Annotated in this window: 22 protein-coding genes; 6 read left to right on the plus strand and 16 right to left on the minus strand. The window is 32.3% G+C overall.

Annotated elements, in window-relative coordinates; translation table 11 throughout:
- Positions 1-55: 55 nt before the first annotated feature.
- On the plus strand, positions 56-1,444 hold the full coding sequence (locus tag ABD730_RS02215; RefSeq protein WP_334467518.1) for a sensor histidine kinase: 1,389 nt from the start codon (positions 56-58) through the stop codon (positions 1,442-1,444).
- Between the two features lie 161 nt (positions 1,445-1,605).
- On the opposite strand, the gene ABD730_RS02220 is transcribed toward ABD730_RS02215, so the two are convergent.
- Positions 1,606-2,295 carry a hypothetical protein gene (locus tag ABD730_RS02220; RefSeq protein ID WP_344712235.1) on the minus strand — a complete coding sequence of 230 codons (690 nt, stop codon included), beginning with the start codon at positions 2,293-2,295 and terminating at the stop codon, positions 1,606-1,608.
- Between the two features lie 42 nt (positions 2,296-2,337).
- On the opposite strand from ABD730_RS02220, the gene ABD730_RS02225 reads away from it, so the two are divergent.
- Positions 2,338-3,141 (plus strand): class I SAM-dependent methyltransferase, encoded by an 804-nt coding sequence (locus tag ABD730_RS02225; RefSeq protein WP_344712237.1) that lies wholly within the window; start codon positions 2,338-2,340, stop codon positions 3,139-3,141.
- A 79-nt stretch (positions 3,142-3,220) separates the two neighbouring features.
- Positions 3,221-4,108 carry a carboxypeptidase-like regulatory domain-containing protein gene (locus tag ABD730_RS02230; protein WP_344712239.1) on the plus strand — a complete coding sequence of 296 codons (888 nt, stop codon included), beginning with the start codon at positions 3,221-3,223 and terminating at the stop codon, positions 4,106-4,108.
- Between the two features lie 38 nt (positions 4,109-4,146).
- On the opposite strand, the gene msrA is transcribed toward ABD730_RS02230, so the two are convergent.
- From msrA to ABD730_RS02245, 3 genes are all read right to left on the minus strand, one after another.
- Positions 4,147-4,809: a peptide-methionine (S)-S-oxide reductase MsrA gene (gene msrA / locus ABD730_RS02235; RefSeq protein WP_344712241.1), complete on the minus strand. Its 663-nt coding sequence runs from the start codon at positions 4,807-4,809 to the stop codon at positions 4,147-4,149.
- A gap of 128 nt (positions 4,810-4,937) precedes the next feature.
- Entirely contained in the window at positions 4,938-5,723 is a 786-nt protein-coding gene (locus ABD730_RS02240; protein ID WP_215928714.1) for a zinc ribbon domain-containing protein, read from the minus strand.
- A gap of 2 nt (positions 5,724-5,725) precedes the next feature.
- Positions 5,726-6,820, minus strand: coding sequence for a Nif3-like dinuclear metal center hexameric protein (locus ABD730_RS02245; RefSeq protein ID WP_344712243.1), 1,095 nt, complete (start codon positions 6,818-6,820; stop codon positions 5,726-5,728).
- Positions 6,821-6,948: 128 nt separating this feature from the next.
- Here ABD730_RS02245 and lpxK point away from each other — a divergent pair, with 128 nt between their 5' ends.
- Positions 6,949-7,947, plus strand: a complete 999-nt coding sequence (gene lpxK, locus ABD730_RS02250; RefSeq protein ID WP_344712245.1) for a tetraacyldisaccharide 4'-kinase — start codon at positions 6,949-6,951, stop codon at positions 7,945-7,947.
- Here the strand turns inward: lpxK and ABD730_RS02255 are convergent.
- The 6 genes from ABD730_RS02255 to ABD730_RS02280 form a co-directional block, all read right to left on the minus strand.
- A complete protein-coding gene (locus tag ABD730_RS02255) occupies positions 7,940-10,180 on the minus strand; it encodes a tetratricopeptide repeat-containing hybrid sensor histidine kinase/response regulator (protein WP_344712247.1) in 2,241 nt (746 codons plus the stop codon). The two genes, lpxK and ABD730_RS02255, sit on opposite strands and share 8 nt — an antisense overlap.
- Positions 10,181-10,230: 50 nt before the next feature.
- A complete protein-coding gene (gap, locus tag ABD730_RS02260; RefSeq protein ID WP_344712249.1) occupies positions 10,231-11,226 on the minus strand; it encodes a type I glyceraldehyde-3-phosphate dehydrogenase in 996 nt (331 codons plus the stop codon).
- Positions 11,226-12,098: a lipoyl synthase gene (gene lipA, locus ABD730_RS02265; RefSeq protein WP_215928723.1), complete on the minus strand. Its 873-nt coding sequence runs from the start codon at positions 12,096-12,098 to the stop codon at positions 11,226-11,228. The genes gap and lipA overlap by 1 nt, the downstream gene beginning before the upstream one ends.
- Positions 12,099-12,236: 138 nt before the next feature.
- Complete coding sequence (locus ABD730_RS02270) at positions 12,237-12,782, minus strand: RNA polymerase sigma factor (protein ID WP_334467500.1); 546 nt, start codon at positions 12,780-12,782, stop codon at positions 12,237-12,239.
- Complete coding sequence (locus ABD730_RS02275) at positions 12,773-13,885, minus strand: glycosyltransferase (protein WP_334467498.1); 1,113 nt, start codon at positions 13,883-13,885, stop codon at positions 12,773-12,775. The genes ABD730_RS02270 and ABD730_RS02275 overlap by 10 nt, the downstream gene beginning before the upstream one ends.
- Before the next feature lie 6 nt (positions 13,886-13,891).
- Positions 13,892-14,095, minus strand: a complete 204-nt coding sequence (locus tag ABD730_RS02280; RefSeq protein ID WP_334467496.1) for a membrane or secreted protein — start codon at positions 14,093-14,095, stop codon at positions 13,892-13,894.
- A gap of 223 nt (positions 14,096-14,318) precedes the next feature.
- Here ABD730_RS02280 and aqpZ point away from each other — a divergent pair, with 223 nt between their 5' ends.
- Complete coding sequence (gene aqpZ / locus ABD730_RS02285) at positions 14,319-15,005, plus strand: aquaporin Z (RefSeq protein WP_344712253.1); 687 nt, start codon at positions 14,319-14,321, stop codon at positions 15,003-15,005.
- A gap of 72 nt (positions 15,006-15,077) precedes the next feature.
- On the opposite strand, the gene ABD730_RS02290 is transcribed toward aqpZ, so the two are convergent.
- The 5 genes from ABD730_RS02290 to ABD730_RS02310 form a co-directional block, all read right to left on the minus strand.
- Positions 15,078-15,869, minus strand: a complete 792-nt coding sequence (locus tag ABD730_RS02290; protein ID WP_215928741.1) for an anti-sigma factor — start codon at positions 15,867-15,869, stop codon at positions 15,078-15,080.
- Positions 15,870-15,880: 11 nt separating this feature from the next.
- On the minus strand, positions 15,881-16,414 hold the full coding sequence (locus ABD730_RS02295; RefSeq protein ID WP_215928743.1) for an RNA polymerase sigma factor: 534 nt from the start codon (positions 16,412-16,414) through the stop codon (positions 15,881-15,883).
- 196 nt (positions 16,415-16,610) lie between these two features.
- Entirely contained in the window at positions 16,611-17,624 is a 1,014-nt protein-coding gene (gene murB / locus ABD730_RS02300; RefSeq protein WP_334467490.1) for a UDP-N-acetylmuramate dehydrogenase, read from the minus strand.
- Positions 17,624-18,814, minus strand: a complete 1,191-nt coding sequence (locus ABD730_RS02305; RefSeq protein ID WP_215928747.1) for a pyridoxal phosphate-dependent aminotransferase — start codon at positions 18,812-18,814, stop codon at positions 17,624-17,626. The genes murB and ABD730_RS02305 overlap by 1 nt, the downstream gene beginning before the upstream one ends.
- 120 nt (positions 18,815-18,934) lie before the next feature.
- Positions 18,935-19,360, minus strand: coding sequence for a DUF1573 domain-containing protein (locus tag ABD730_RS02310; RefSeq protein WP_215928978.1), 426 nt, complete (start codon positions 19,358-19,360; stop codon positions 18,935-18,937).
- 186 nt (positions 19,361-19,546) lie between these two features.
- Here ABD730_RS02310 and ABD730_RS02315 point away from each other — a divergent pair, with 186 nt between their 5' ends.
- The gene (locus ABD730_RS02315) at positions 19,547-22,177 is read left to right on the plus strand and encodes a valine--tRNA ligase (RefSeq protein WP_215928751.1); all 2,631 of its coding nucleotides are present in this window, start codon (positions 19,547-19,549) and stop codon (positions 22,175-22,177) included.
- Between the two features lie 59 nt (positions 22,178-22,236).
- Here ABD730_RS02315 and rodA read toward each other — a convergent pair whose 3' ends face one another.
- Positions 22,237-23,517 (minus strand): rod shape-determining protein RodA, encoded by a 1,281-nt coding sequence (gene rodA / locus ABD730_RS02320; RefSeq protein WP_344712259.1) that lies wholly within the window; start codon positions 23,515-23,517, stop codon positions 22,237-22,239.
- Between the last annotated feature and the right edge of the window lie 5 nt (positions 23,518-23,522).

Genomic DNA, 23,522 nt, shown 5'->3' on the forward strand with positions numbered 1-23,522 from the left:
AATAGTTTTACGCACATTTTTTCGGCTAAATAAATAGCGAATAATAATTTTGTATATGCTAAAAAAACTTTGGTTGTCCTATCGCCAATGGTATATTGAGTATAGTGGTTTTTCTAATCAAAAAGAAAAAGAAGACTTAACCTATTTTAGAGACAAACTGTTTGTCTCTATTTTAATATTAACCCTTGCCTTAAGTTTAATATCTTATATTCCTAGTGCAGGAATGGCTATTGCATTAGATAAAGACTTTGTTTTTGTAATAGATACTGTAGCTGTTTTAGTTATGCTGTTTTTGCTTTTTAATAAACGAATGCATCTAACAACAAAGAAAACTCTTTTTTCCATCAATTTGTTTTTGTTGTCTTTTGCTTTAATTATAGATCTAGGGCTTAATGGTAATGGAACTATTTTGCTTTTTATGCTTAGCATTTTAATAACACTTTATAGTGGAAAAAAAGCAGGTGTTAATTCTGTTGTAGTATCTGCAGTGTTTTATGCTATTGTATTGATTGTTGATTATGTTAAGTGGGTAGATATTCGGTTTTTTTCAGAGTCACCAATAGAAATATTATTTGTTGTCTTTATTAATAATGTACTTTTTGGACTGCTTACAGTTCTTTCAGTTTCGTTTTTAGTAGATCGTTTGCACAATGCATTATTAAAAGAAAATCAATTACAAGAAGAACTTCTTGAAAAGCATAAAAATGTAATTATTGCAAAAGAGCGTGCAGAAGAGTCCGATCAGTTAAAATCAGCATTTTTGACCAATATGAGTCACGAAATTAGAACACCAATGTATGGTATTTTGGGTAGTGCTGAACTTTTAAAAGCTTATCACAAGCAAGATGAAGAATACCAAGAATATGTTAAGGTGATAGAAGGGAGTGGTAATGAGTTATTAGATGTAATTACAGATATTTTGAATATATCTAAGATTGAAACAGGTCTAATGACTGTTAGAAAATCGTTGTTTAGTGTGAACGAGAGTATTCGGTCAATTTATGAGTTGTTCTTGCCAGAAGCAGAAATGAAAAATGTTGCGTTTACATTAAATAATTTTATTCCTGAAAGTGAGAGTCTAATAAATTCAGATAATGATAAGCTTACAGCAGTATTAAAGCATTTAATAGAGAATGCTATAAAGTACACTTCTAAAGGAGATAGAATTTATGTTAGTTGTAGTTTGGATAGTTCTGCGTCTCAATTAGAATTTTTTATAAAAGATACAGGTGTTGGTATTCCTGAAGATAAAAAAGAGACTATTTTTAATCCTTTTTATCAGGTTGATGTCGGTAATAAAAATGCTCTTCATGGCTCTGGTATTGGCTTATCTATATCTAAAGCTTATATAGAAATGTTAGGAGGAAACTTAATTTTAGAAAGTGAAACAGGAGTAGGAACCTCTTTTAGATTTAATGTCGCTATTGATTTGCAAAGCGTTTAAGTCTGTTTCTTCTTAGATGTCTCAAGAAAAAAGCACTTCAATATAAAAAATTGAAGTGCTTTTAATATATATAGACGCCCTAAGGCGGAAAATGTAAGCTATGTATTTTAAGTTAAAACTTAGAACACGAATCTTACATTATAGATTGCAAAAATACAGCCTTATTTCTGATCATCCAAAGTGATACTGACATCTGTAAAATACAAATTCCAGTTGCCACCTTCTTGCTTGTGATCTGTCGCTATTTTAATGCCATTGTAATCTTTGTAATTTTCAAAAGTTGTAGTTAGTGAAGGTTCTGCTGAATTACCTTTTCTGTAAACCCACTCTCTTATTATAAATTGTTCATCATAAAAAATATCATAAGCATCGCCTGGTGTGTAACCGCCTTCGTTAGAATAGGTAAGGGTTATCCTATTTAATTCGATTTTGCTAATTGGAGCTTGTGCTTTTGTGGGTTCAGAAATTGTAGCAGAAGTATCCCATACCAATTGAAAAGGAACCAAAAGCCAGAATTTATCATTAATAAAGCCTCTATCATTGGCTATTAGTGTACTGTCCATATGCTTTCTGGAATATCGTTGTTCTCCATGTAAAGATTCAAAAAGTACTTCATCGCTTTTAGGATACCAAGACCAAGACCGTCCTTTTCCATTTCTAGTATCGGTATCTACTTGAAAGGTGAATTTTATTTCAGAGACATTCTTCCAATGTTCAAAACCATGGGCGTTTGCAATTTTTTTAGCTATGGATAATTCTTGAGTGTCGGTTTTTAAGCTTGTTTGTTGTGGATCAGATTTACAGTTCAAAACAAGTAGTAAACAGATGAGACCTAGATTTAATGACTTCATATTAAAAAAGATATAGTAAATTACACGCTAAATTAATCAACCATGAAAGACGACACTAATTATTTTGAAGTAAATAAGGCTACTTGGAATAAAAAAGTAGCCATACATGCTCAAAGTGAAATGTATAATATGGACGCTTTTAAAGCGGGAAAAACATCATTAATGCCTTATGAGTTAAAGGCGTTGGGTGATGTAAACGGGAAGTCGTTATTGCATTTGCAGTGTCATTTTGGTCAAGATACATTGAGTTGGAGTCGGATGGGAGCAAAGTGTACTGGTGTAGATTTGAGTAATGAAGGTGTGAAATTAGCGAAGGAATTAAATACCGAATTACAACTCGATGCAGAATTTGTATGCTGCAATGTTTTAGAGACTTCTAAACATATTTCTGAAACTTTTGATATTGTATTTACCAGTTACGGAACTATTGGTTGGTTGCCAGATTTAAAGCCTTGGGCTAAAATGATTGCAGAACGCTTAAACGTTGGAGGAACATTTTACATTGTAGAATTTCATCCTATTGCATGGATGTTTGATTATGTGGATGGGCAACCAAAAATGATATATCATTACAGTCAAGATGAAGTGATTTATGACGAATATGAAGGGACTTATGCTAATCAGGATTCAAAAATGGTAAGTAAAGAGTATGGTTGGAATCATGGCTTAAGCGAAGTTGTTAACGCGCTTATTGAAGCTGGTTTGCAAATTGACTATCTTAATGAATATGACGAAAGTCCTTATGATGTATTTCCAGATTTAATAAAAACGGAATCCGGAATGTATAAGATGAAGCATCAATTGTTCCCTATGATTTTTGAGTTGAAGGCCACAAAAATTTTATGACGCAACGCCACGGAAATTGAGTGTTAACTCGTTTTTAAGCTAAATGTAAACACTCACTTACCGATTAATAAATTTTAATTTGAATACAATAAAACGTCTAATCTTTCTACTTAGTATCAATTTTTGTGCAGCTCAAAGCATTAATGGAGTTGTAAAAGATTCTTTAACAGGTAAAGCTATAGCGTATGCAAATATTCTTTTAAAGAACGGGAAAGGAACCTACTCAGATGAATTAGGAAGCTTTAAGTTGAAGGTGAAAAATGTTCATACAGATACTTTAAAGGTTTCAACAATAGGCTATCAATCGAAATTGATACCAGTTAATGTATTTAAGAATAACTTGACGTATGAAGTTCTACTAGCACCTAAAACTGAAGGTTTAGATGAGGTTCTTATTTCTAGTAAAAAGCTAAAATATGGTAAAAAGGAAATTTTAGGTGAACAGCGTGACGGCAATCAGAGTGTAACGTCTTTAATTGGATATGAAACCGCGGTTTTAATTGAGAATCTTAAAAATAAAACAGGAAAAGTAAAAAGGGTTTACATCAACCTAAAAAATCGAAAAGATGCTGAATATATAGCCACTTTTAATGTGAAATTTTATCAGTTTGATTCTATTGCAAATGCACCAGGAGAATTATTGTATAATGAAAATATATACGTTCATCCTAAAAATAAAAAATATAAATTATGGGTTAATGTTGAAGATTTAGGCATTCCCTTTCCTGAAAATGGAATGTGTGTAGGTGTAGAAATGGTTAATACACATGGTAAAGTAAAAAAGTACGCTTATTTTGGTCCCATGTATAGGTATACATTTACAGAGGATAAGACGTTGCAGACTTGGTCTAATTACCATAACTCAGGCTGGAGGCGAGGCGCTATTGATTATAAAAATCCGAAACGCACTAAAGTGGGATTTTTAAATCCCATGATAGGGGTTGAAGTGGAGTATCTTTTAGAATAAGTTTTTTTATAATTGTTTAAGACCTGTGGTCTTATTATTTAATGGTTTTTATTCTCCTTCAATAACTCAGGGAATTTAGCTTTGAATTTATTTAATCTCGGAATAGAAACATTTCTTATATAGCCTTGATTAGGATGTAAGCGTTCATAGTTTTGGTGGTAATCTTCGGCAATCCAAAATTTTTGGAAAGGATAAACTTCAGCGGCTATAGTGGTATCTAATTCTTTGGCTAATGCTGCTTTTTTATCTTCTATGATTTGCTTTTGTTCATCGTTTTGATAAAAGATAATAGAGCGGTATTGCGAGCCATGATCTGGTCCTTGGCCATTAACTTGAGTAGGATTCTGAGAACCAAAATACACATCTACCAAAGTTGCAAAACTTACGACTTCAGGATCATAAATAATTTCTACAGCTTCTGCGTGGCCGGTTCTACCCGTATTGCTTGCTTCATAAGTTGGGTTTTCAGTATATCCACCAGCATATCCTGAAATAGATTCTTCAACGCCTTTTACACTCTCAAAAATTGCTTCTACACACCAAAAGCAACCACTTGCAAAATAAGCTTTTGCTTTACCGTCTTTTAACGGCACCACTACGGGTTCTGCGTCGATTACAGCTTGTTGCTTTGGGTTTGTTTGTGCTTGGTTGTGACAACTGAACACTAAGGTTATAGTTAAAATACTTAGTAATTTTTTCATGCTTTAATTTTCTTTAATTAAGTAGTCGTAGAAAATTGTAAATCCTTATTTTAAATTATTATAAAATTATATTAAATAAAAAAAGCCTTTGCGTTGGCAAAGGCTTAGATATATGATGTGTTGAATGTTTATTTACTAAGTTTAGCAAATAATTTATTCATTTTTACTTTTTCTTCTTCAGCTAGTGCAGCATCAACTAAGATACGTCCACTATGCTCGTCAGTAATTACTTTCTTACGAGAAGCAATTTCTACTTGCACTTGTGGTGGAATAGTAAAGAAAGAACCTCCAGATGCTCCACGCTCAATAGCAACAACAGCTAAACCATTTTTAACGTTGTTTCTAATTCTAAGGTATGCTTTAACAAGACGCTCATCAATTTTCTTTTGAAAATCTAATGATTTGTTGATAAGTGCTTCTTCTTCTTTTTCTGTTTCTTTTAAAATTTCGTTTAGTTCACCTTTTTTGTGTTTAAGGTGAGCATTACGATCTTTTAAACGGTCTTTAGTTTCAGAAATGACTACTTTTTTCTGCTCTATCTGAGCTTTAAATTCTTTGATGTGCTTTTCAGCTAATTGAATTTCTAATTCTTGAAATTCAACCTCTTTTGTCAATGAGTTGTATTCTCTGTTATTTCTAACATTTTTTTGTTGCTCACTGTATTTTGTGATTAAAGATTTTGCTTCTTCAATTAAGTTTTTCTTTCCTTTAATCTCATCGTCAATAATAGCAAGACTATCATTTAACTTTTCCAATCTTAAGTTAAGCCCTTCAACTTCGTCTTCTAAATCTCTAACTTCTAAAGGAAGCTCACCTCTGACATTTCTTATTTCGTCTACTCTAGAGTCAATTAATTGTAAATCATATAGTGCTCTTAATCGCTCTTCAACAGAAACTTCAGCTTTTTTTGCCATAATTATAAATACTTTATCGGATTTGTATTTTTCTTTGATAAAATGATTGCAAAATTAGTGATTTTTTTCGAGAGATAGTCTACTAAAAACGATTTTGTGAACTGTTCGCTTTCATAATGTCCAATATCTGCTAAAACTATAGCGTTTTCTGCACTAAAAAAGTCGTGATATTTTAGGTCTGCTGTAATCAAAAGGTCAGCGTTTGCAGCTTTTGCAGCGCTTATGGCAAAACTTCCGGAACCTCCTAAAACGGCGATTCGTTTAATAGGTTTATTTAGCGATTTTGAATGTCTAATACACTCTGTTTGCATTCTAGTTTTAATAAAATTGAGGCATTCTTCGGTTTTCATGGCGTTTTCGAGCTCGCCAATCATGCCTATTCCAATATGCTGATTGTTGTTTTCTAAGGTTGAAATCTCGTAAGCCACTTCTTCATATGGATGCGTTTCAAATAAAGTCTTTAAAATTTTAGATTCTAAATGCTTTTTGAACGTCACGGAAATTGCAGTTTCTTTTTCGGTATGTAATTTTCCTTTTTCACCAATTACCGGATTAGAATCTTCATTTCCTAAATAAGTTCCTTCACCTTCCATATTAAAACTACAAGATTCATAATTACCAATGTTTCCGGCACCAGCTTTAAATAACGCAGTTCTTAGAGATTCTGCATTTGCCTTTGGAACATAAGTTTGTAGTTTTTTTATTGTACCAGATTGTGGAATTAATATTTTTTTGTTTTTTAAACCTAATTGATCACAAATAATAGAATTAACACCTTCAATTGCATTATCTAAAGCTGTATGAATTGAAAAAATTGCAATTTTATGCTGAATGGCTTTAATAACAACACGCTCTACATATGTTTTGCCTGTTAATTTTTTTAAACCTGAAAATATGATAGGATGGAAGCTTACAATAAGATTGCAATTGTTTTCAATAGCTTCATCTACAACAGTTTCTAGTGTGTCTAATGTGACTAAGATGCCAGAAACAGTTTTATTTTTATCACCTACTAAAAGTCCAACATTATCAAAATCTTCAGCATAAGCTAAAGGTGCTAAATCGTGCAAGTGATTAATTACGTCTTGTATAATCATAAGTGTATATTTGTTTCAAAAATAATATAATTTAGTACTCGTGAAACATCAATTCTCTATTTTGCCTTTAAAACACTATGGTTATTGTGATGTTCCATGTGACAAAAATATGCTATAAATAAAAACACATGAAGATTATCCGTATCATATTATTTCCTATTGTACCCATTTATTATGTCATTACTTGGTTGCGTAATTGGCTGTACGATTCTGGATTTAAAACCTCTAAATCGTATGATTTCCCTGTGATTTGTGTTGGTAATCTTAGTACAGGTGGAACAGGGAAAACACCAATGATAGAATATTTAATTAGACTACTAAAGGACAATAAAGAGCTTGCTACATTAAGTAGAGGTTATAAACGTAAAACAGACGGTTTTGTTTTAGCAGATAAATATGCGAGTGCAGATACTATTGGAGATGAGCCTTTTCAGTTTTATAGAAAGTTTAGTAATGTAACCGTTGCTGTTGACGCTGACCGACAAAATGGAATTGCAGAACTTAGAACTTTAAATTCGTTACCAGAAGTTATTTTGTTAGATGATGCTTTTCAGCATAGAAAAGTAAAAGCGGGATGTAATATTCTACTAACGGCTTATAATAATCTTTATTATAAAGATATTGTTTTGCCTACAGGAAACTTGCGTGAGCCAAGATCTGGAGCAAAAAGGGCCGATTTAATTGTTGTTACAAAATGTAAGAAGGATCTTTCTGAAGCTGAAAAACAGAAGATTACTTCTAAGTTGAAATTAAAAAACCATCAAAAACTATTTTTCAGTTATGTGGATTATGCGACCGATGTGATTTCAGAATATGAAGTGTTAGAGTTAGTAAAGCTTCCAAAATTTACCTTAGTTACAGGTATTGCTAATGCAAAACCATTGGTAGATTTTTTAGTTGAAAAAGGGTTAGAGTTTGATCACATGGAATTTAGCGATCACTATAGTTTTAAAGTTTCAGATATTGAAACTTTAGCTTCAAAATCGTTAATTATTACAACGGAAAAGGACTATGTACGTTTGTCCGGTTATGAAGAGTTAAAAAGTAAATTGTATTATTTGCCTATTCAAATAAAAATAGATAATTCAGAACAGTTTGATGCTGCGGTTAGTGCGTTTGTTAGTTAAAAAAACTAGATATAATTTTTTCACCGGAAAGAGCAGCATGTAATTTGTCTTCAAAATCCTCTTGTTTAAAAGGTTTAGAAATAATATCATCAAAACCAGCTTCGCCAAATTCGTGCATTTTGTCTTCTAACGTTACTGCTGTTAGGGCAAAAATGGTGAGTTCTTTATCAAAAGTTCTAATGATTTTTGTGGCTTCTAATCCACTAATTCCAGGCATATGAATGTCCATTAAAACAACATCGTATGCTACTTCTTTTACTTGCTCTACTGCAGCTTCACCATTATCAACCACATCACAGTACAGATTCATCTTGTTGAGAATCTTTTTAGTAATCATTTGATTAATCTTGTTGTCTTCTACAATTAGAATTTTAACGTTACTTAAATCCAAACTTTCCATCTTATTAACTTTTTTAACTTCTTCTACTTGAGGTTTTTCGGCGTTTTTATCATACTCTAAAGGAATCTCAAAGACGAATGTAGAACCTTTACCAAGTTCACTCTTTAAGTAAATTTTTCCTTTTAGAATTTGAATTAGTCCTTTTACAATAGATAAACCTAGACCAGTACCTCCGTACTTTCTGTTAATTTGTACAGAGCCTTGAGAGAAGCTGTCAAACATTTGGTCTTGTTTTTCTTTTGTAATACCAATACCATTATCTTCAATTTCAAAGCGAAGATTGTACACGTTGTCTTTGACATCAGTTTTGTACGTTCTCACCCAGATGTCTCCATCTTTTGTGAATTTAATAGCATTACCAAGTAGGTTAATTAAGATTTGGGAAATCTTTAGTTGGTCACCAATAAATGATTCTGGTAGCCCTTCTTCATAGTCAAAATGTATTGTTGTATCTTGATCGTTAGCCGAATTGCTAAGAGCAGATATAACGTTTTCTAATTTATTTTTAAGATTAAAATTTTCAGGATCTAACTCTACTTTATTGGCTTCAATTTTATTAATTTGAAGAATATCGTTGATAAAGGTTAGTAGGTAATCTCCAGAGAATTTTAAAGATTTTAAATGTGGTATTTGGTGCTCTTTAGGGTCTTCGTCCAATAGCATATTCGTAAGTCCTGTAACGGCATATAACGGAGTACGTAACTCATGAGTTACAGTAGATAAGAAGTTAGCTTTTGTTTTAGAAGCTAATTCTGCTTTCTCTTTGGCAACAATAAGCTCATCATTCTTTTTATGAAGCATAGTGTTGGTATTGAGTCTTATATTGTTGTTTTTATACAGAGATAACGTTAATAGCGACAAAATGGTTATTAAGGCAATACTTAAAATTGTTGTGATTTTAGAAAAGGCAGTTTCGGCACTAACTTCGTCTATTTGTGCTTTTAATTGTGCGTTTTCAGCATCTTTATAATTATTAATGTATTGGCTAGATATTCCTGGTGCTAAGTTTGCTCGTTTTACATTTAATATAGAATCGGATAGTTGAATATGTTTTTTGATATAACTATGCGAATTTTTATAATCTCCATTTTTTTCATGAATAGCACTCAGAGTAAGGAAAGCCTCATTTACATTTTCTATGATTTTTTGTGATTGGGCAATGGCTAAACCTTCTTCGGTTTGAGATAATGCCATCTTGAGATTATTTAGCTCACTATATATTTTTCCACTCTGAATTAAAGCGCTGCTAAGGCGACGTTTTTGATCGTGTTTCTTGGCTATAAGTATGGTTTTCTCTAATTCTGATTTTGCTTCTTCGTACCGTTTTTGAGCAATATAGATTTTTGCTTCATTGAGTGTGACCTCTGAAATATAAGCTTCTAAGCCTTCTTGTTCAAATAGGTTTTTTGCAGAATTGTAATATTCTAAAGCTTTTTTGTATTCTTCTTGTGTGCTGTGAATTACACCTTTTATATTATAAGTAACAGCAAGGTTGCCATAATCATTATTTTCACGTTGAATTTGAATGGCTTTGTTAAGTGAAATTTTAGCTTGTGATTCCTCATTAACTAAAAATTGAACTTTTGCAATTTTGGTATGAATTGTACCTAGGTTAGACTTATCGTCAATTTTTTCTGCAATTACAAGTGCCTTGTTTAGATTATCTTTGGCATTGTAATAGTCGCCACGATTACTCTCAAGTTTAGCTTGCTCTAAGTGGTTCTGAAGCTTTAGTGCTAGCATGTCTTTATCTTCATCGCTATCTTGTTGCGCGAAAATAAGACTACAAAAACATGCTAGAAATACAAATATGTAATATTTGATTTGGGACATTCAGCTCACTTTAATTCAAGCAAATATAATTATTTATTCGATAAAAGTGGCTATTTGTCGGTTAAATTGCAAATTAAATCTAAAATTCTTGAACTATATCCTGTTTCATTATCGTACCAGCCTACTATTTTTACCATGTTACCGATTACTGAAGTCATTTGCGAATCGAAGATGCAAGAGTGTGGATTTCCAACAATATCAATAGATACAATTGGGTCTTCAGTATATTCAAGGATGCCTTTTAGCTGATAATCAGCTGCATTTTTAAATATTTCGTTAACTTTTGAGATAGATGTTGGTTTTTCAACATTTATAGTAATATCTGTTAACGAGCCATTTGCAACTGGTACTCTAATACCACATCCACCAATGACATCAGACAAGTCTGGGAAAATTTTTGTTAGTGCTTTAGCAGCTCCAGTTGTGGTTGGTACTATAGATTGTCCTGCTGCTCTAGCTCGTCTTAGATCTTTGTGCGGTTGATCGTGTAAACTTTGGTCTGTAGTATATGAGTGAATTGTAGTAATATAAGCTTGCTTTATACCAAGATGTTCTTTTATTAGAGCAATCATTGGAGCGGCATTATTTGTAGTACAGGATGCGTTTGATATAATTGTTTCAGAGCCTGTTAATGTGTTATCATTAACACCTAAAACAATTGTTTTAATATCATCTTCTAATGCCGGAACTGATAGAATAACTCTTTTTGCGCCATTTTGTATATGGTGCTCTAGTTCTGTTTTTGTTTTGAATTTCCCTGTAGATTCAATAACAAAATCTGGTTGAACTTTAGACCAATCTAATGTTTTAGGATGCGATTCTCTATATAAAGGGATTGAAATATTATTTACAATAATATGGTGTTCATCAAAAGAAATCGTGTCTTTTAATACTCCATGAATACTATCGTACTTTAATAAGTGACTTAAGGTTTTAGAATCGGATAAATCATTAATAGCAACAATTTGTATTTCTGGATGCTCTAAGGCTAATCTAAATACGCGACGGCCAATTCTACCAAAGCCGTTAATGGCTATCGTAATCATTAATTAATATGTTTTTGAGCTTTGTATGAAGATCTTACTAAAGCACTACTTTCTACATGTCTAAAGCCTAAATCTAACCCAATAGCTTTATATTCATCAAACTGATCTGGATTGATAAACTGCTTTACAGGCAAATGTTTTTTACTTGGTTGGAGGTATTGACCAATAGTAACAACATCTACATCGTTAGCTCTTAAATCGTGAAGGGTTTGTATCACTTCTTCACGTTCTTCACCTAGGCCTAACATAATTCCAGATTTGGTTCTACGTTGCCCTTGGGCTTTTAAATATTTTAAAACTCCTAAACTTCTGTCGTATTGCGCTTGTATTCTTACATCACGAGTTAGGCGTCTTACAGTTTCAATATTATGAGACACAACTTCTGGTGCTACATCTATGATACGATCGATATGTTTTTCAATACCTTGAAAATCTGGAATTAATGTTTCTAATGTTGTTTCAGGATTCATGCGTCTAACTGCTTTTACAGTTTCTGCCCACATAATACTTCCCATATCTTTAAGGTCATCCCTGTCTACACTTGTTAAAACGGCATGTTTAATTTGCATTAACTTTATAGAACGTGCTACTTTTTCTGGTTCGTCCCAATCAACCGTTTCTGGTCGGCCTGTTTTTACACCACAAAAACCACAAGAACGTGTACATACATTTCCTAAAATCATAAATGTAGCTGTACCCTCTCCCCAACATTCGCCCATGTTTGGGCAACTTCCAGACGTACAAATGGTATTTAATTTGTACTTATCTACTAAGGTTCTTAATTCTGTGTATTTTTTGCCAGTTGGTAATTTAACTCTAAGCCATTTTGGTTTACGTTCAGGTAAAATGTTTGAAGCAATTTTGGTTTCCATGCAATTCTCAATTTCAAGACGCAAAGATACGAAGTAAATAATAAAAAAGTTTAGAGTAATGAAGCGGACTTAATACGGTGTAAAAATTATTTGTTGTTTAAACCCTGAAGGCATTCAATCTTTTAAAGGAAGGCAATATTAAGATTTTGTAATAATTGCAGCCAATAGTTTTTTTGCACGCAGCAGTTTAACTTTTACATTATTTATAGGATCATTTAGTTCTTCAGAAATTTCTTTGTAACTCAGTTCTTGAAAGTACCTTAAGTTAATGACTTCTTGGTAATGTGGTTTTAGTTTCTTAATGTCCTTTAGAAGGTTTGCAAGATTCTGTTCTGTAATAATTTTATCTTCAGGTGTTGGTGAATCATCAACAATATCAAAATATTGGTTATCGTCATCTTTAGATGTATTTCTAATTGATTGCTTTTGTTTTCTAATTAAATCGATATGAATATTTTTCGAGATAGTGAGAAGCCAAGTCTTAAATTTATAGTCCTCATTATAGGTACTAATCTTGTCAAAAGCCTTAGAGAATGTCTGTATGGTTATGTCTTCTGCATCATTTTCGTTCATGGTGCGTTTAAGTTGAAAAGCATAGACATCATTCCAATACGAGTCTAGGAGAAAATTAAATGCAATTTGATTATTATTTTTTGCTTTGTTTATAGCTTCTTTTACTTCCAATGTTTAGGCTTAGATATCAGATTAGTTATAAAGATACTTAATTGTGTAGTAATAAGAAATAATTCTAAAAAAGGAGCAAGGATAATAAGGTCTGTTTCTTCAAATTTTTTAGCTGTAAATCCAAAACTTAACCACTGTACTACAAGTCGTAAGCTAATTAAAGCAATAATCCATTGCCAAGAAAAGCCTAAAATTATAAGTGAAATTCCTAGAGTCCAGAATAATAATTGAGTAATATAAAATACACCTAATAATAATTGATGCTTCAATTTGTAAAAATTTGCGGTGCTAATATGTCTTCTTTTTTGAAGAATCCACGCCTTTAATGTTGTCTTAGGTTCAGAAATTGTAAAACTTTCTTTACTGAAACAGATGGCTGTATTCGTGGTGTTTGCGACTTCGTTTATAAATAAATCGTCATCACCAGATTTAATAGACATGTGACTGTTAAACCCACAATTGTTAAAGAATAAATCTTTTCTATACGCCATGTTGCGGCCCACTCCCATATAAGGTAAGCCCATTTCGGCATAAGAAAAGTATTGTAAAGCAGTCATTACGGTTTCAAAACGGATAAGTTTATTTAAAAAAGAAAATTTCTTTTTAGCATAAGCACCATAACCTAATACAATAGATTTTTGGTTAGAAAAACCACTGCTCATATGTGCTAGCCAATGTTTAGAATTTGGTATGCAATCCGCATCAGTAAAAACTAAAAAATCATGTTTAGAGGCTTTTATACCTAAGGTGAGTGCGTATTTTTTATTTCCCCAGAATGCTTCATTTATTTTTACATCAACAAGTTTAATATTGTTGTTTTTGGCTTCAAAATCTTTCATAATTTCTAATGAATTGTCAAACGAACTATCGTTAACTAAGACAATTTCGAAATCTGAATAGGCTTGGTTTAATATTAAGGGAATATTTTTCTTTAAATTTTCGGCTTCGTTTTTAGCACATATTATTACAGATATTGGAATGTGCTTTTTTAGTCGTGTTTCAGCATGCTTAACACCAAAAGTGAAAAGAAAACTAAGATAATATATAATTTGAATACTAACAACTGCAATAAATGCATAAAATAGTATTGAGGGAAGTGTCATTAAGGCTTAAGAATGTTGAGGTTCGTTACAGTCTTTGTATTCGTCTGCTGTTTTCCCACAAAAACCACAAGCTTCCCCGTTTTTGTTAAGCATGGGGTTTTGGCTAGCGCAAGTACCCGCAAATTTACCGTCTTTTTTTGCCCATATTTTTATAGCGATTCCTGCTACTGCTAAAGCTAATAATCCTAATGTAATTAGTAATAGTTTCATTTGTCTTTTATTGTATTTAGATGGTCAGATTATCAATCCATAATTTAATTTCAGTGAATAATGGCGTTTTTAACTACGGATGCTGCACCTAATTGCTTAAATTTAATGCAAAGATAATGCTTTTACATTTATTTTTTACTCAATTCTTTTGTGACTTAACTTATTGATGCTGTGTCTTATTACTAATAAAACAATTATTACTAACTAAATTAATTTAAGAATTATGAAAAAATTATTCGCAGAGTTCTTCGGAACATTTTGGCTTGTATTTGGTGGTTGTGGTAGTGCAATTTTTGCTGCTGGATTTCCTGAATTAGGAATTGGATTTGTAGGTGTTGCCTTAGCATTTGGTCTTACTGTATTAACTATGGCTTACGCTGTTGGACACATTTCGGGAGGTCATTTTAATCCTGCTGTTTCTATTGGACTTTGGGCTGGTGGAAAATTTGAAGCTAAAGATTTATTAGGTTATATTGTTGCTCAAGTAGTTGGTGCTGTAGTAGCAGCCAGTGTATTGTATCTTATTGTTTCTGGCAAAGCAGGTTTTGATGGAGTAGGAGGTTTTGCTGCTAATGGATATGATGCGTTATCACCTGATGGCTATAGTATGATGTCTGCTTTAATTGCAGAAGTTGTGCTAACGGCTTTTTTCTTAATTGTCATTTTAGGGAGTACAAATTTTAGAGCACCAAAAGGGTTTGCTCCTATTGCTATTGGTTTAGCTTTAACTTTAATTCACTTAATTAGTATTCCTATTACAAATACATCGGTAAACCCAGCAAGGTCTTTAAGTCAAGCTATATTTGCTGACGGGGCTTATTTATCTCAAGTTTGGTTGTTTTGGGTAGCTCCAATAGTAGGCGCTATTATTGGTGGGATTATTCACAAAACAGTTTTCGAAAAGGAGTAGGTTATTTTTAATAAAACAAAAAGAGGCGCAATTTTTATTGCGCCTCTTTTAATTTATATAAAGTTGTTCTGCTTATTTATCTTTTAAAGAAATCTCAGCAACTTCAGTGTCGTTTTCGTTGGCATTATTGCCTTTAGTACCAATTTTAATACTAAGTGCTAAGGCATCTTCCATATATGGAATCTGTTTTAATCTGCGATCAGATTCATCTAAAATACCTAGGTTAACCATTCGGTCTTGTAATTCCGCCCAAATTTGATATTGTTGTTCTTCTGGTAATTGAGGAAGAGTAATCACATCAATCATAGAGGTTTTTTCAACCGGATTAATATAGGCTACAGTTTTTAAGTTTTTAGCACGTTCGTTACCATTAATAACATACTTCCTAGCGTCAGGATTGTTTAGTTTTAGTAACTCTCTAGATAATTGGTCTAATTTAGAATTGTTACTTTCTATATCACTTCGTAAATCAAAAATTTCTTCAACTACAATATTGTTTTCCTGATTTAATTGTATGTTTTTTTGATACAGTATAAATGATGTTACAGCGAATAAAATGGCGGCGGCACTAGCAGCAATGCTGTACCAAGGTGTTCTTCTATTTTGTGCCAAGTGAATCACTTTAGTATCATTAGTGTCTTCTATAGTATCTAATAGGTTTGATAGTATGTGATTAGGTGCTTCTACAGCGCCAGCTTTTGCTACAATCTCTAAATTATCTTGAAGTTCTTCGTAAGCTTGGGCTGCTTCAGGATAATTTGAAATAAAGTGTTCAACGTCTTTAGATTCTTCTATAGACGTGTCTCCAACCAAATACTTATTAAGCAGGTTAGAATTTAAAAAGTTATGTAATTTTGTTTCCATGATCAAATAATTTATGGATTATAAACTTTCTTCAGTTCACGCAATCCTATTTTTAATCTAGATTTAATAGTGCCAAGTGGAATATCTAATTCGTCACTAGCTTCTTGTTGTGTCATTCCTTGAAAAAACAAAGCATCTAACACAATTTGATATTTTTCTTCTAGTCTACCAACATGTTCTTTAATGTCCATGACATCTTGATTAAAATTTGTTGTTGGTAGAATATATACGTTTGAAGTTTCAATTTGGACTTCTTTATGAAAACGATTATTAAAACTTCTTAGTTTATCTATGGCTGTATTTCTTGCAATTCGGAATAACCAAGTAAAGAGTTTTGCTTTAGATGCATCATATTTTGAAGCGTTTTTCCAAACCTTTACGAAGGTTTCTTGTAAGGCATCTTGTGCTACCTCTTCGTTAATTGTAATTTTTAAAATCACACCATACAGACTGTTCGAATAGTTTTCGTAAAGTAAGTTTAAAGCGCGTTTATCCCCTTTTTGAAGATAATCTATTATTTTTTGCTCTGTAGGTGTTATGCTCAAAATGTTAAAATATTGATTTTCTGAATTTTAAAAGATCTAAATTTAAATTATAAACGTAAATATAATTAAATACACCTTATAGAGGTGCTCACAATATAGTATTAGAATAATTTTACCTCCTTAAAGGGTTGATTAATAGCATTTTTTTAAATTATTCTAAATTCAAAAGTCTTAATTCTTAATTGGGGCTTTTGTCTTATATGATATTGACTTCTGTTTCTATACTAATATTAAATAATCGTTGTATTGTACTCTGTATTAATTGAGCTAACTCTAATATATCTTTCCCTGCGGCGTTGCCATAATTAACTAATACCAAAGCTTGTTTATTGTGTACACCATAATCTTTAAAACGTTTGCCTTTAAAGCCTGCTTTTTCAATAAGCCATCCAGCGGGTACTTTTACAGCTGTATCTGATATTTTGTATGATGGTATGTCTGGGAAATTCTGTTCTAATTTAATAAAATCTTCTGTTGAGATTATTGGGTTTTTAAAGAAACTACCACTATTACCAATTTCTTTTGGATCTGGCAATTTGCTTTGCCTAATGGCTATTACGGCATTTGAAATGTCCTGAATTGTTGGGGCTTTAATACCGTTAGCTTCTAATTCGTTTCTAATGACGCCATAATCTGTGTGTAATTGATGATTTGTTTTAGTAAGCTCTAAATTAACGCTGGTAATAATATATTGCCCTTTTAAGTCTTGCTTAAATATAGACTCTCTATATCCAAAATTACAATCGGATTTGTTGAATGTTTTTAATGACTGATCCTTTATATTCATAGCTTCACAACTCAAAAAAACATCTTTTAATTCAACTCCGTAGGCACCAATATTCTGAATTGGAGCAGTGCCAATATTTCCAGGAATTAATGACAAATTTTCAATTCCTCCGTAATTGTGTTGTAAGCACCAGAGTACAAAATTATGCCAATTTTCGCCAGCCATTGCTTTAACAATAACGGTGTTTTCTGTTTCACTTACAACTTCAATACCTTTTAAATTAATGTGAAGCACCAAGGCTTCAATGTCTTTTGTTAGCAACATATTACTGCCTCCACCTAAAATAAATAAGGGGTTAGAGTGGTGTTCTTTTAAAACAATACTAAGGTCTTTAATAGAATTTATATTGCAAAAAGATTGTGCTTTAGCTTCAATGCCAAAAGTGTTAAACGGTTTTAATGAAGTATTGTTAATGATAGTCATTAGTCTTTATATACTTTTAAGGCTTCTTCTAAAATTTTTACAGAGATTCTTAAACTATCTTCATTTAAAACATAAGCAATACGAATTTGGTTTAATCCAACGCCAGGTGTAGAGTAAAAGCCTGCAGCAGGAGCAACCATAACTGTATTGTTATTGTAATCAAAAGATTCTAATAACCATTTAGCAAAATCATCTGAGTTTTTTACAGGCAACTCAGCAATGCAGTAAAATGCGCCGTTTGGTTTAGCAACTTTAACACCTTCTATTTTTTCTAATTCACCAATTAGTATATCTCTACGTTTTACGTATTCTTCTTTTACATCATCAAAATAACTTTGTGGTGTATCTAATGCCGCTTCACTAGCTATTTGTGCTAAAGTTGGTGGACTTAACCTTGCTTGAGCAAATTTTAAAGCAGTTCTTATAAATTCTTTGTTTTTGGAAACTAAGTAGCCAATACGTGCACCACACATACTATAACGTTTAGAAACAGAATCAATAATAATAGCATGCTCTTCTAAACCAGGTTCTTGTAAAATAGAATAATGTTCAATGCCATCGTAAACAAATTCTCTATAAACTTCATCGGCAATTAAAAATAAATCGTGCTTCTTTACAATAGTTGCAAGTTGTTTTATTTCTTCTTTAGAATATAAGTAACCGGTTGGATTTCCTGGGTTACAAATTAAAATGGCTTTAGTTTTAGGTGTAATTAACTTCTCAAATTCTTCTATAGGAGGTAAGGCAAAATTGTTTTCAATTTTAGAAATTACAGGGACAACATTAACACCTGAAGCTGTAGAGAAACCATTGTAATTAGCATAAAAAGGTTCAGGGATTATAATCTCATCATCAACGTCCATAATACTACCAAAAGCAAATAAAAGTGCTTCACTTCCTCCTGTGGTAACGATAATGTCGTTATGACTAACATGTATATCATTTCTTTTGTAGTATTCAGCAATTTTCATTCTATAGTTTTCAGAACCTTCAGAACGCGAATAAGCTAAAATATCTAATGAATGCGTTTTTACAGCATCTAATGCTATTGTAGGCGTTTTTATATCTGGCTGACCTATGTTAAGATAATAGACAGTTTTTCCTTGTTTATGAGCAGCTTCTGCATACGGTACCAATTTTCTAATTGGCGATTCTGGCATGTTGATGCCTTTATTCGAAATTGTTGGCATTTTGATATTGGTTTTAAATTGCTAAGTTCTGAAAAATATTAGTGTTAATATGTAAAAAAAACATAAAAAAAATGAGCTCTCAATTTGAGAACTCATTGTAAATTTTATTATGATTGGAGCTTATTGCTCAATCATACTCTTGCTTTTCTTTTCTAATACGCTAGTTTTGTTAGAATCAACAACTAGACCTTTAATTTTTAAGGCTACTGTTGGAGTTTCAGCATTAGAAAAAACAGTTATAGTTTTTCTAATTGGATTAACTCTTTTAGTATCGTATTTTACTTCTATTTCGCCCGTTTCACCTGGCATAATAGGTCCTTTAGGTTTTTTAGGCACTGTACAACCGCAAGTAGATTTCACATTAGAAATTACCAAAGGTGCGTTACCTGTATTTGTAAATTCAAAAACTCTTACTCCATCAGCTCCTTTTTCAATGGTACCATAATCGATTACAGTCGATTTAAATTCGATTTTTGCTACCTTTTCTTGAGCGAAAGAACCAAAGCTCATTAGTCCTACAAATAAAATTGCTATTAAATTTTTCATCATTTTAATTTTAAAATTGATTAGTCAAAGCTAGTTACTTTTTAATTCCTAGCAAAATTTATTAGACGTAATACATTTCATTTAACAGAAATTATGGTTTCTAATGCCATATTATTACACTAATAATTTTTCGAAAAAGGAATTATAAGTACTTTTGTCTGTTATATTACAAAAACAATACCAAACATGGAAATTCCTTCTAAATATAATGCGTCGTCAGTAGAAAATAAATGGTACGATTACTGGATGCAACACAATTACTTTCATTCTAAACCAGACGAAAGAGAACCTTATACCATAGTTATTCCTCCGCCTAATGTCACAGGAGTGTTACACATGGGACATATGTTGAATAATACCATTCAAGATGTCTTAATTCGTCGTGCACGTTTATTGGGTAAAAATGCCTGTTGGGTACCTGGTACAGATCATGCCTCAATAGCCACTGAAGCTAAAGTTGTAGCTAAACTTAAAGAGCAAGGTATAGATAAAAATGATTTAACTAGAGAAGAGTTTTTAGTACATGCTTGGGAATGGACCGAAGAGTATGGAGGTGTTATTTTAGACCAACTGAAGAAACTGGGATGTTCTTGTGATTGGGATCGTACAAAATTTACTATGGATGACGATATGTCGGAAGCTGTAATTAAGGTGTTTGTTGACTTATACAACAAGGGGCTAATTTATAGAGGATACCGTATGGTGAATTGGGATCCGGAAGCAAAAACAACCTTGTCTGATGAAGAAGTTATTCATGTTGAAAAACAAGGTTTACTTTATTACTTAGAATATAAAGTTGAAGGTAGTGATGAAAAATTAACCATAGCAACCACACGACCAGAAACGATTTTTGGTGATACGGCTATTTGTATTAACCCAAATGATGAGCGTTTTACACATTTAAAAGGTAAGAAAGCGATTGTTCCTATTTGTGGACGTGTTATTCCTATTATAGAAGATGAGTATGTGGATGTTGAATTTGGTACAGGATGTTTAAAAGTAACTCCTGCTCATGATGAAAATGATAAAGTATTAGGTGATAAGCATCAATTAGAAGTTATCGATATTTTTAATGCAGACGCTAGTTTAAATAGCTTTGGGATGCATTACGAAGGTCAAGATCGTTTTGTTGTAAGAAAAGCCATTACAAAAGAATTGGAAGAGGCTGGTGTTTTAGTGAAAACTGAAAATCATATAAATAAAGTAGGAACATCAGAACGTACAAAAGCAGTTATAGAGCCAAGGTTGAGTGATCAATGGTTTTTAAAGATGGAAGATTTAGCACAACCTGCTATTGATGCCGTTTTAAAAACAGGAGAAGTGAAATTGTTTCCAAAGAAATTTGAAAACACGTATCGCCATTGGATGGAGAATATTCGCGATTGGAACATTTCGCGTCAATTACTTTGGGGACAACAAATTCCTGCCTATTTCTACGGAGATGGAAAAGAGGATTTTGTGGTTGCAGAATCTATAGAAGAAGCTGTAGAGCTAGCGAGAGTAAAAACTTCAAACGCTGCGCTTCAAGCTTCAGATTTAACACAAGATACAGATGCTTTAGATACTTGGTTTAGTTCTTGGCTTTGGCCAATGAGTGTGTTTGATGGGATTAGAAATCCTGAAAACGAAGAAATAAAATATTATTACCCAACAAACGATTTGGTAACTGGGCCAGATATTCTATTTTTCTGGGTAGCCCGTATGATTATTGCTGGTTATGAATATAAAGATGAAAAACCTTTTGAGAATGTTTATCTAACAGGATTAGTAAGAGATAAGCAAAGACGTAAAATGTCGAAGTCGCTTGGGAATTCTCCAGATGCTTTAAAACTTATTGAAGAATACACTGCCGATGGAGTTAGAGTAGGATTACTGTTAAGTTCTGCAGCAGGAAACGATTTAATGTTTGATGAAACCTTATGTCAGCAAGGAAAAGGTTTTGGAAATAAAATATGGAATGCATTTCAATTAACCAATCTATGGGAAGTTGCAGATATAGCACAACCTAACTCTAGTAAAATAGCTTTAGAATGGTATGAAGCTAAATTTCAATCTGTATTAGTAGAGATAGAAGATCACTTTAGTAAATACAGATTAAGTGATGCTTTAATGTCTATTTATAAATTGATTTATGATGATTTTTGTGGATGGATGTTAGAGATGGTAAAACCAGCATATCAGCAGCCAATAGATAGAACGACCTATGAAAAAGTGATGTCTATTTTTGAAGATAACTTAAAAATAGTTCATCCATTTATGCCGTTTTTAACTGAGGATATCTGGCATTATATTAAAGAACGTTCACCAGAAGAAGCTTTAATCATTTCAAAGTGGCCAGAAGCAAAGCCAATTAATGAAGCTTTGATTTCTGAATTTGAATTTGCATCTGAAGTGATTTCTGGATTAAGAAACATCAGAAAACAAAAGAATATTGCGTTTAAAGATGCCATTGGTTTTTCTGTCGTTAATAATGAAAATGTAAAACCTACGTTTGATGAAGTAATCTCAAAATTAGGAAACCTTGAAAGCTTTGAATATGTAACAGAAGCTGTTGAAGGAGCATTAACATACAGAGTAAAATCTAATGAGTACTTTATTCCTATGGAAGGAAGTATAGATGTTGAAGCTGAAATTAAAAAGTTAACCGAAGAATTAAACTATACAGAAGGCTTCCTTAAATCTGTTCAAAAGAAATTATCTAATGAGCGATTTGTTGCTGGAGCGCCAGAACAGGTGGTAGCTTCTGAGAAAAAGAAAGAAGCTGATGCTTTAGCTAAGATAGAAACGATAAAAGCGAGTTTAGCGAGTTTAAAATAGAGCTTATCACATTAAGATATTGTAAAAAAAAGACTGCTGATAAAGCGGTCTTTTTTTATTTACCACTCATTAATTTTATTACTATCTAACTTTATAAAAATAAACAGTAAAATAGTAAAGCCCCAAAGTCCTGAACCTCCATAACTAAAAAAGGGTAGGGGAATACCAACGGTTGGTATTAAGCCCATTACCATACCTATATTAATGGTGAAATGTACAAATAGAATAGAAGCAACACCATAGCCATACACGCGGCTGAATTGTGATTTTTGGCCTTCAGCTAAATACAAAATTCTAATAATAAGGAGTACAAATATGAGGACAACAAAACTTGTTCCTAAAAAGCCCCATTCTTCACCTACAGTACTAAAAATATAATCGGTATGTTGTTCTGGTACAAATTTACCTGTAGTTCTGGTGCCTTGTAAGAAGCCTTTACCTGAAATGCCACCTGAACTTATCGCTTGTTCAGATTGAATAAGATTATAGGCTTCGGCTTTTTTCATGCGTTCTAATTTCGCTGGATCTTTTTCTAATCGTAACCAAAGACTAATTCTATTTTGTTGGTGAACTTTTAATCCATGCTGATAGAACAGTTTTACTCCATAAGAAAAACTAATACAGACCAGAAGTGCAATAATATATTGCAATATAGAACCGCGTTTTTTCTTGCTAAAAAAGTAAATGCTAGCAATAACCAATGTGGTTACAATTGCAGTTATTAAAATGCCAAACTTTAGGGATAAAACAGCAAGTAGTATTAGAGATAAAGCGATAATTAAATAGACTTGTTGTAGGCCTTCCCGATAAAAAACAAAGAAAAAAGCTAAATAAACGATAGTACTACCAGCGTCATTTTGAAGTAAAATTAGTAATGCTGGAATAAAAATAATGGCCGTAACCCTTAATTGATCTTTTAGGGTCTGCATGTTTGTTTGCAGGTCACTAATATACTTAGCAACAGCGAGCGCAGTGGCGAATTTAGCAAATTCACTAGGTTGTATGGTCATACTACCAATACCATACCAAGAACGTGCACCATTAACGTCTTTACCAAAAATAAACAAACCTATTAGAGCTAATATGGCGACCAGATATATGAGACTGGCAAACTGTTCATAGAATTTGGCTTCAAATGAAAGAATTAATACAATAAGAAGGAATGTTAAACCAATAAAAACGAGGTGTTTACCGTAAAGTTGACTCGTGTCAAAATAACTTGTAATTTCTCCTTCATGAGATGCAGATAAAATATTAAGATACCCAAAACCTAGTAATAATAAAAATAGGATAATCGTAATCCAATCAAATTTAAAACGTCTTTGGTTTTCTCTCAGCATGCGTT

The organism is Winogradskyella damuponensis, from assembly GCF_039538385.1.
Lineage (GTDB): Bacteria > Bacteroidota > Bacteroidia > Flavobacteriales > Flavobacteriaceae > Winogradskyella > Winogradskyella damuponensis.

Coding starts and splice junctions, on each gene's coding strand:
- ABD730_RS02215 (WP_334467518.1), top strand. CDS start 56: ATGCTAAAAAAACTTTGGTTGTCCTATCGCCAATGGTATATTGAGTAT.
- ABD730_RS02220 (WP_344712235.1), bottom strand. CDS start 2,295: ATGAAGTCATTAAATCTAGGTCTCATCTGTTTACTACTTGTTTTGAAC.
- ABD730_RS02225 (WP_344712237.1), top strand. CDS start 2,338: ATGAAAGACGACACTAATTATTTTGAAGTAAATAAGGCTACTTGGAAT.
- msrA (WP_344712241.1), bottom strand. CDS start 4,809: ATGAAAAAATTACTAAGTATTTTAACTATAACCTTAGTGTTCAGTTGT.
- ABD730_RS02240 (WP_215928714.1), bottom strand. CDS start 5,723: ATGGCAAAAAAAGCTGAAGTTTCTGTTGAAGAGCGATTAAGAGCACTA.
- ABD730_RS02245 (WP_344712243.1), bottom strand. CDS start 6,820: ATGATTATACAAGACGTAATTAATCACTTGCACGATTTAGCACCTTTA.
- lpxK (WP_344712245.1), top strand. CDS start 6,949: ATGAAGATTATCCGTATCATATTATTTCCTATTGTACCCATTTATTAT.
- ABD730_RS02255 (WP_344712247.1), bottom strand. CDS start 10,180: ATGTCCCAAATCAAATATTACATATTTGTATTTCTAGCATGTTTTTGT.
- gap (WP_344712249.1), bottom strand. CDS start 11,226: ATGATTACGATAGCCATTAACGGCTTTGGTAGAATTGGCCGTCGCGTA.
- lipA (WP_215928723.1), bottom strand. CDS start 12,098: ATGGAAACCAAAATTGCTTCAAACATTTTACCTGAACGTAAACCAAAA.
- ABD730_RS02275 (WP_334467498.1), bottom strand. CDS start 13,885: ATGACACTTCCCTCAATACTATTTTATGCATTTATTGCAGTTGTTAGT.
- ABD730_RS02280 (WP_334467496.1), bottom strand. CDS start 14,095: ATGAAACTATTACTAATTACATTAGGATTATTAGCTTTAGCAGTAGCA.
- aqpZ (WP_344712253.1), top strand. CDS start 14,319: ATGAAAAAATTATTCGCAGAGTTCTTCGGAACATTTTGGCTTGTATTT.
- ABD730_RS02290 (WP_215928741.1), bottom strand. CDS start 15,869: ATGGAAACAAAATTACATAACTTTTTAAATTCTAACCTGCTTAATAAG.
- murB (WP_334467490.1), bottom strand. CDS start 17,624: ATGACTATCATTAACAATACTTCATTAAAACCGTTTAACACTTTTGGC.
- ABD730_RS02305 (WP_215928747.1), bottom strand. CDS start 18,814: ATGCCAACAATTTCGAATAAAGGCATCAACATGCCAGAATCGCCAATT.
- ABD730_RS02310 (WP_215928978.1), bottom strand. CDS start 19,360: ATGAAAAATTTAATAGCAATTTTATTTGTAGGACTAATGAGCTTTGGT.
- ABD730_RS02315 (WP_215928751.1), top strand. CDS start 19,547: ATGGAAATTCCTTCTAAATATAATGCGTCGTCAGTAGAAAATAAATGG.
- rodA (WP_344712259.1), bottom strand. CDS start 23,517: ATGCTGAGAGAAAACCAAAGACGTTTTAAATTTGATTGGATTACGATT.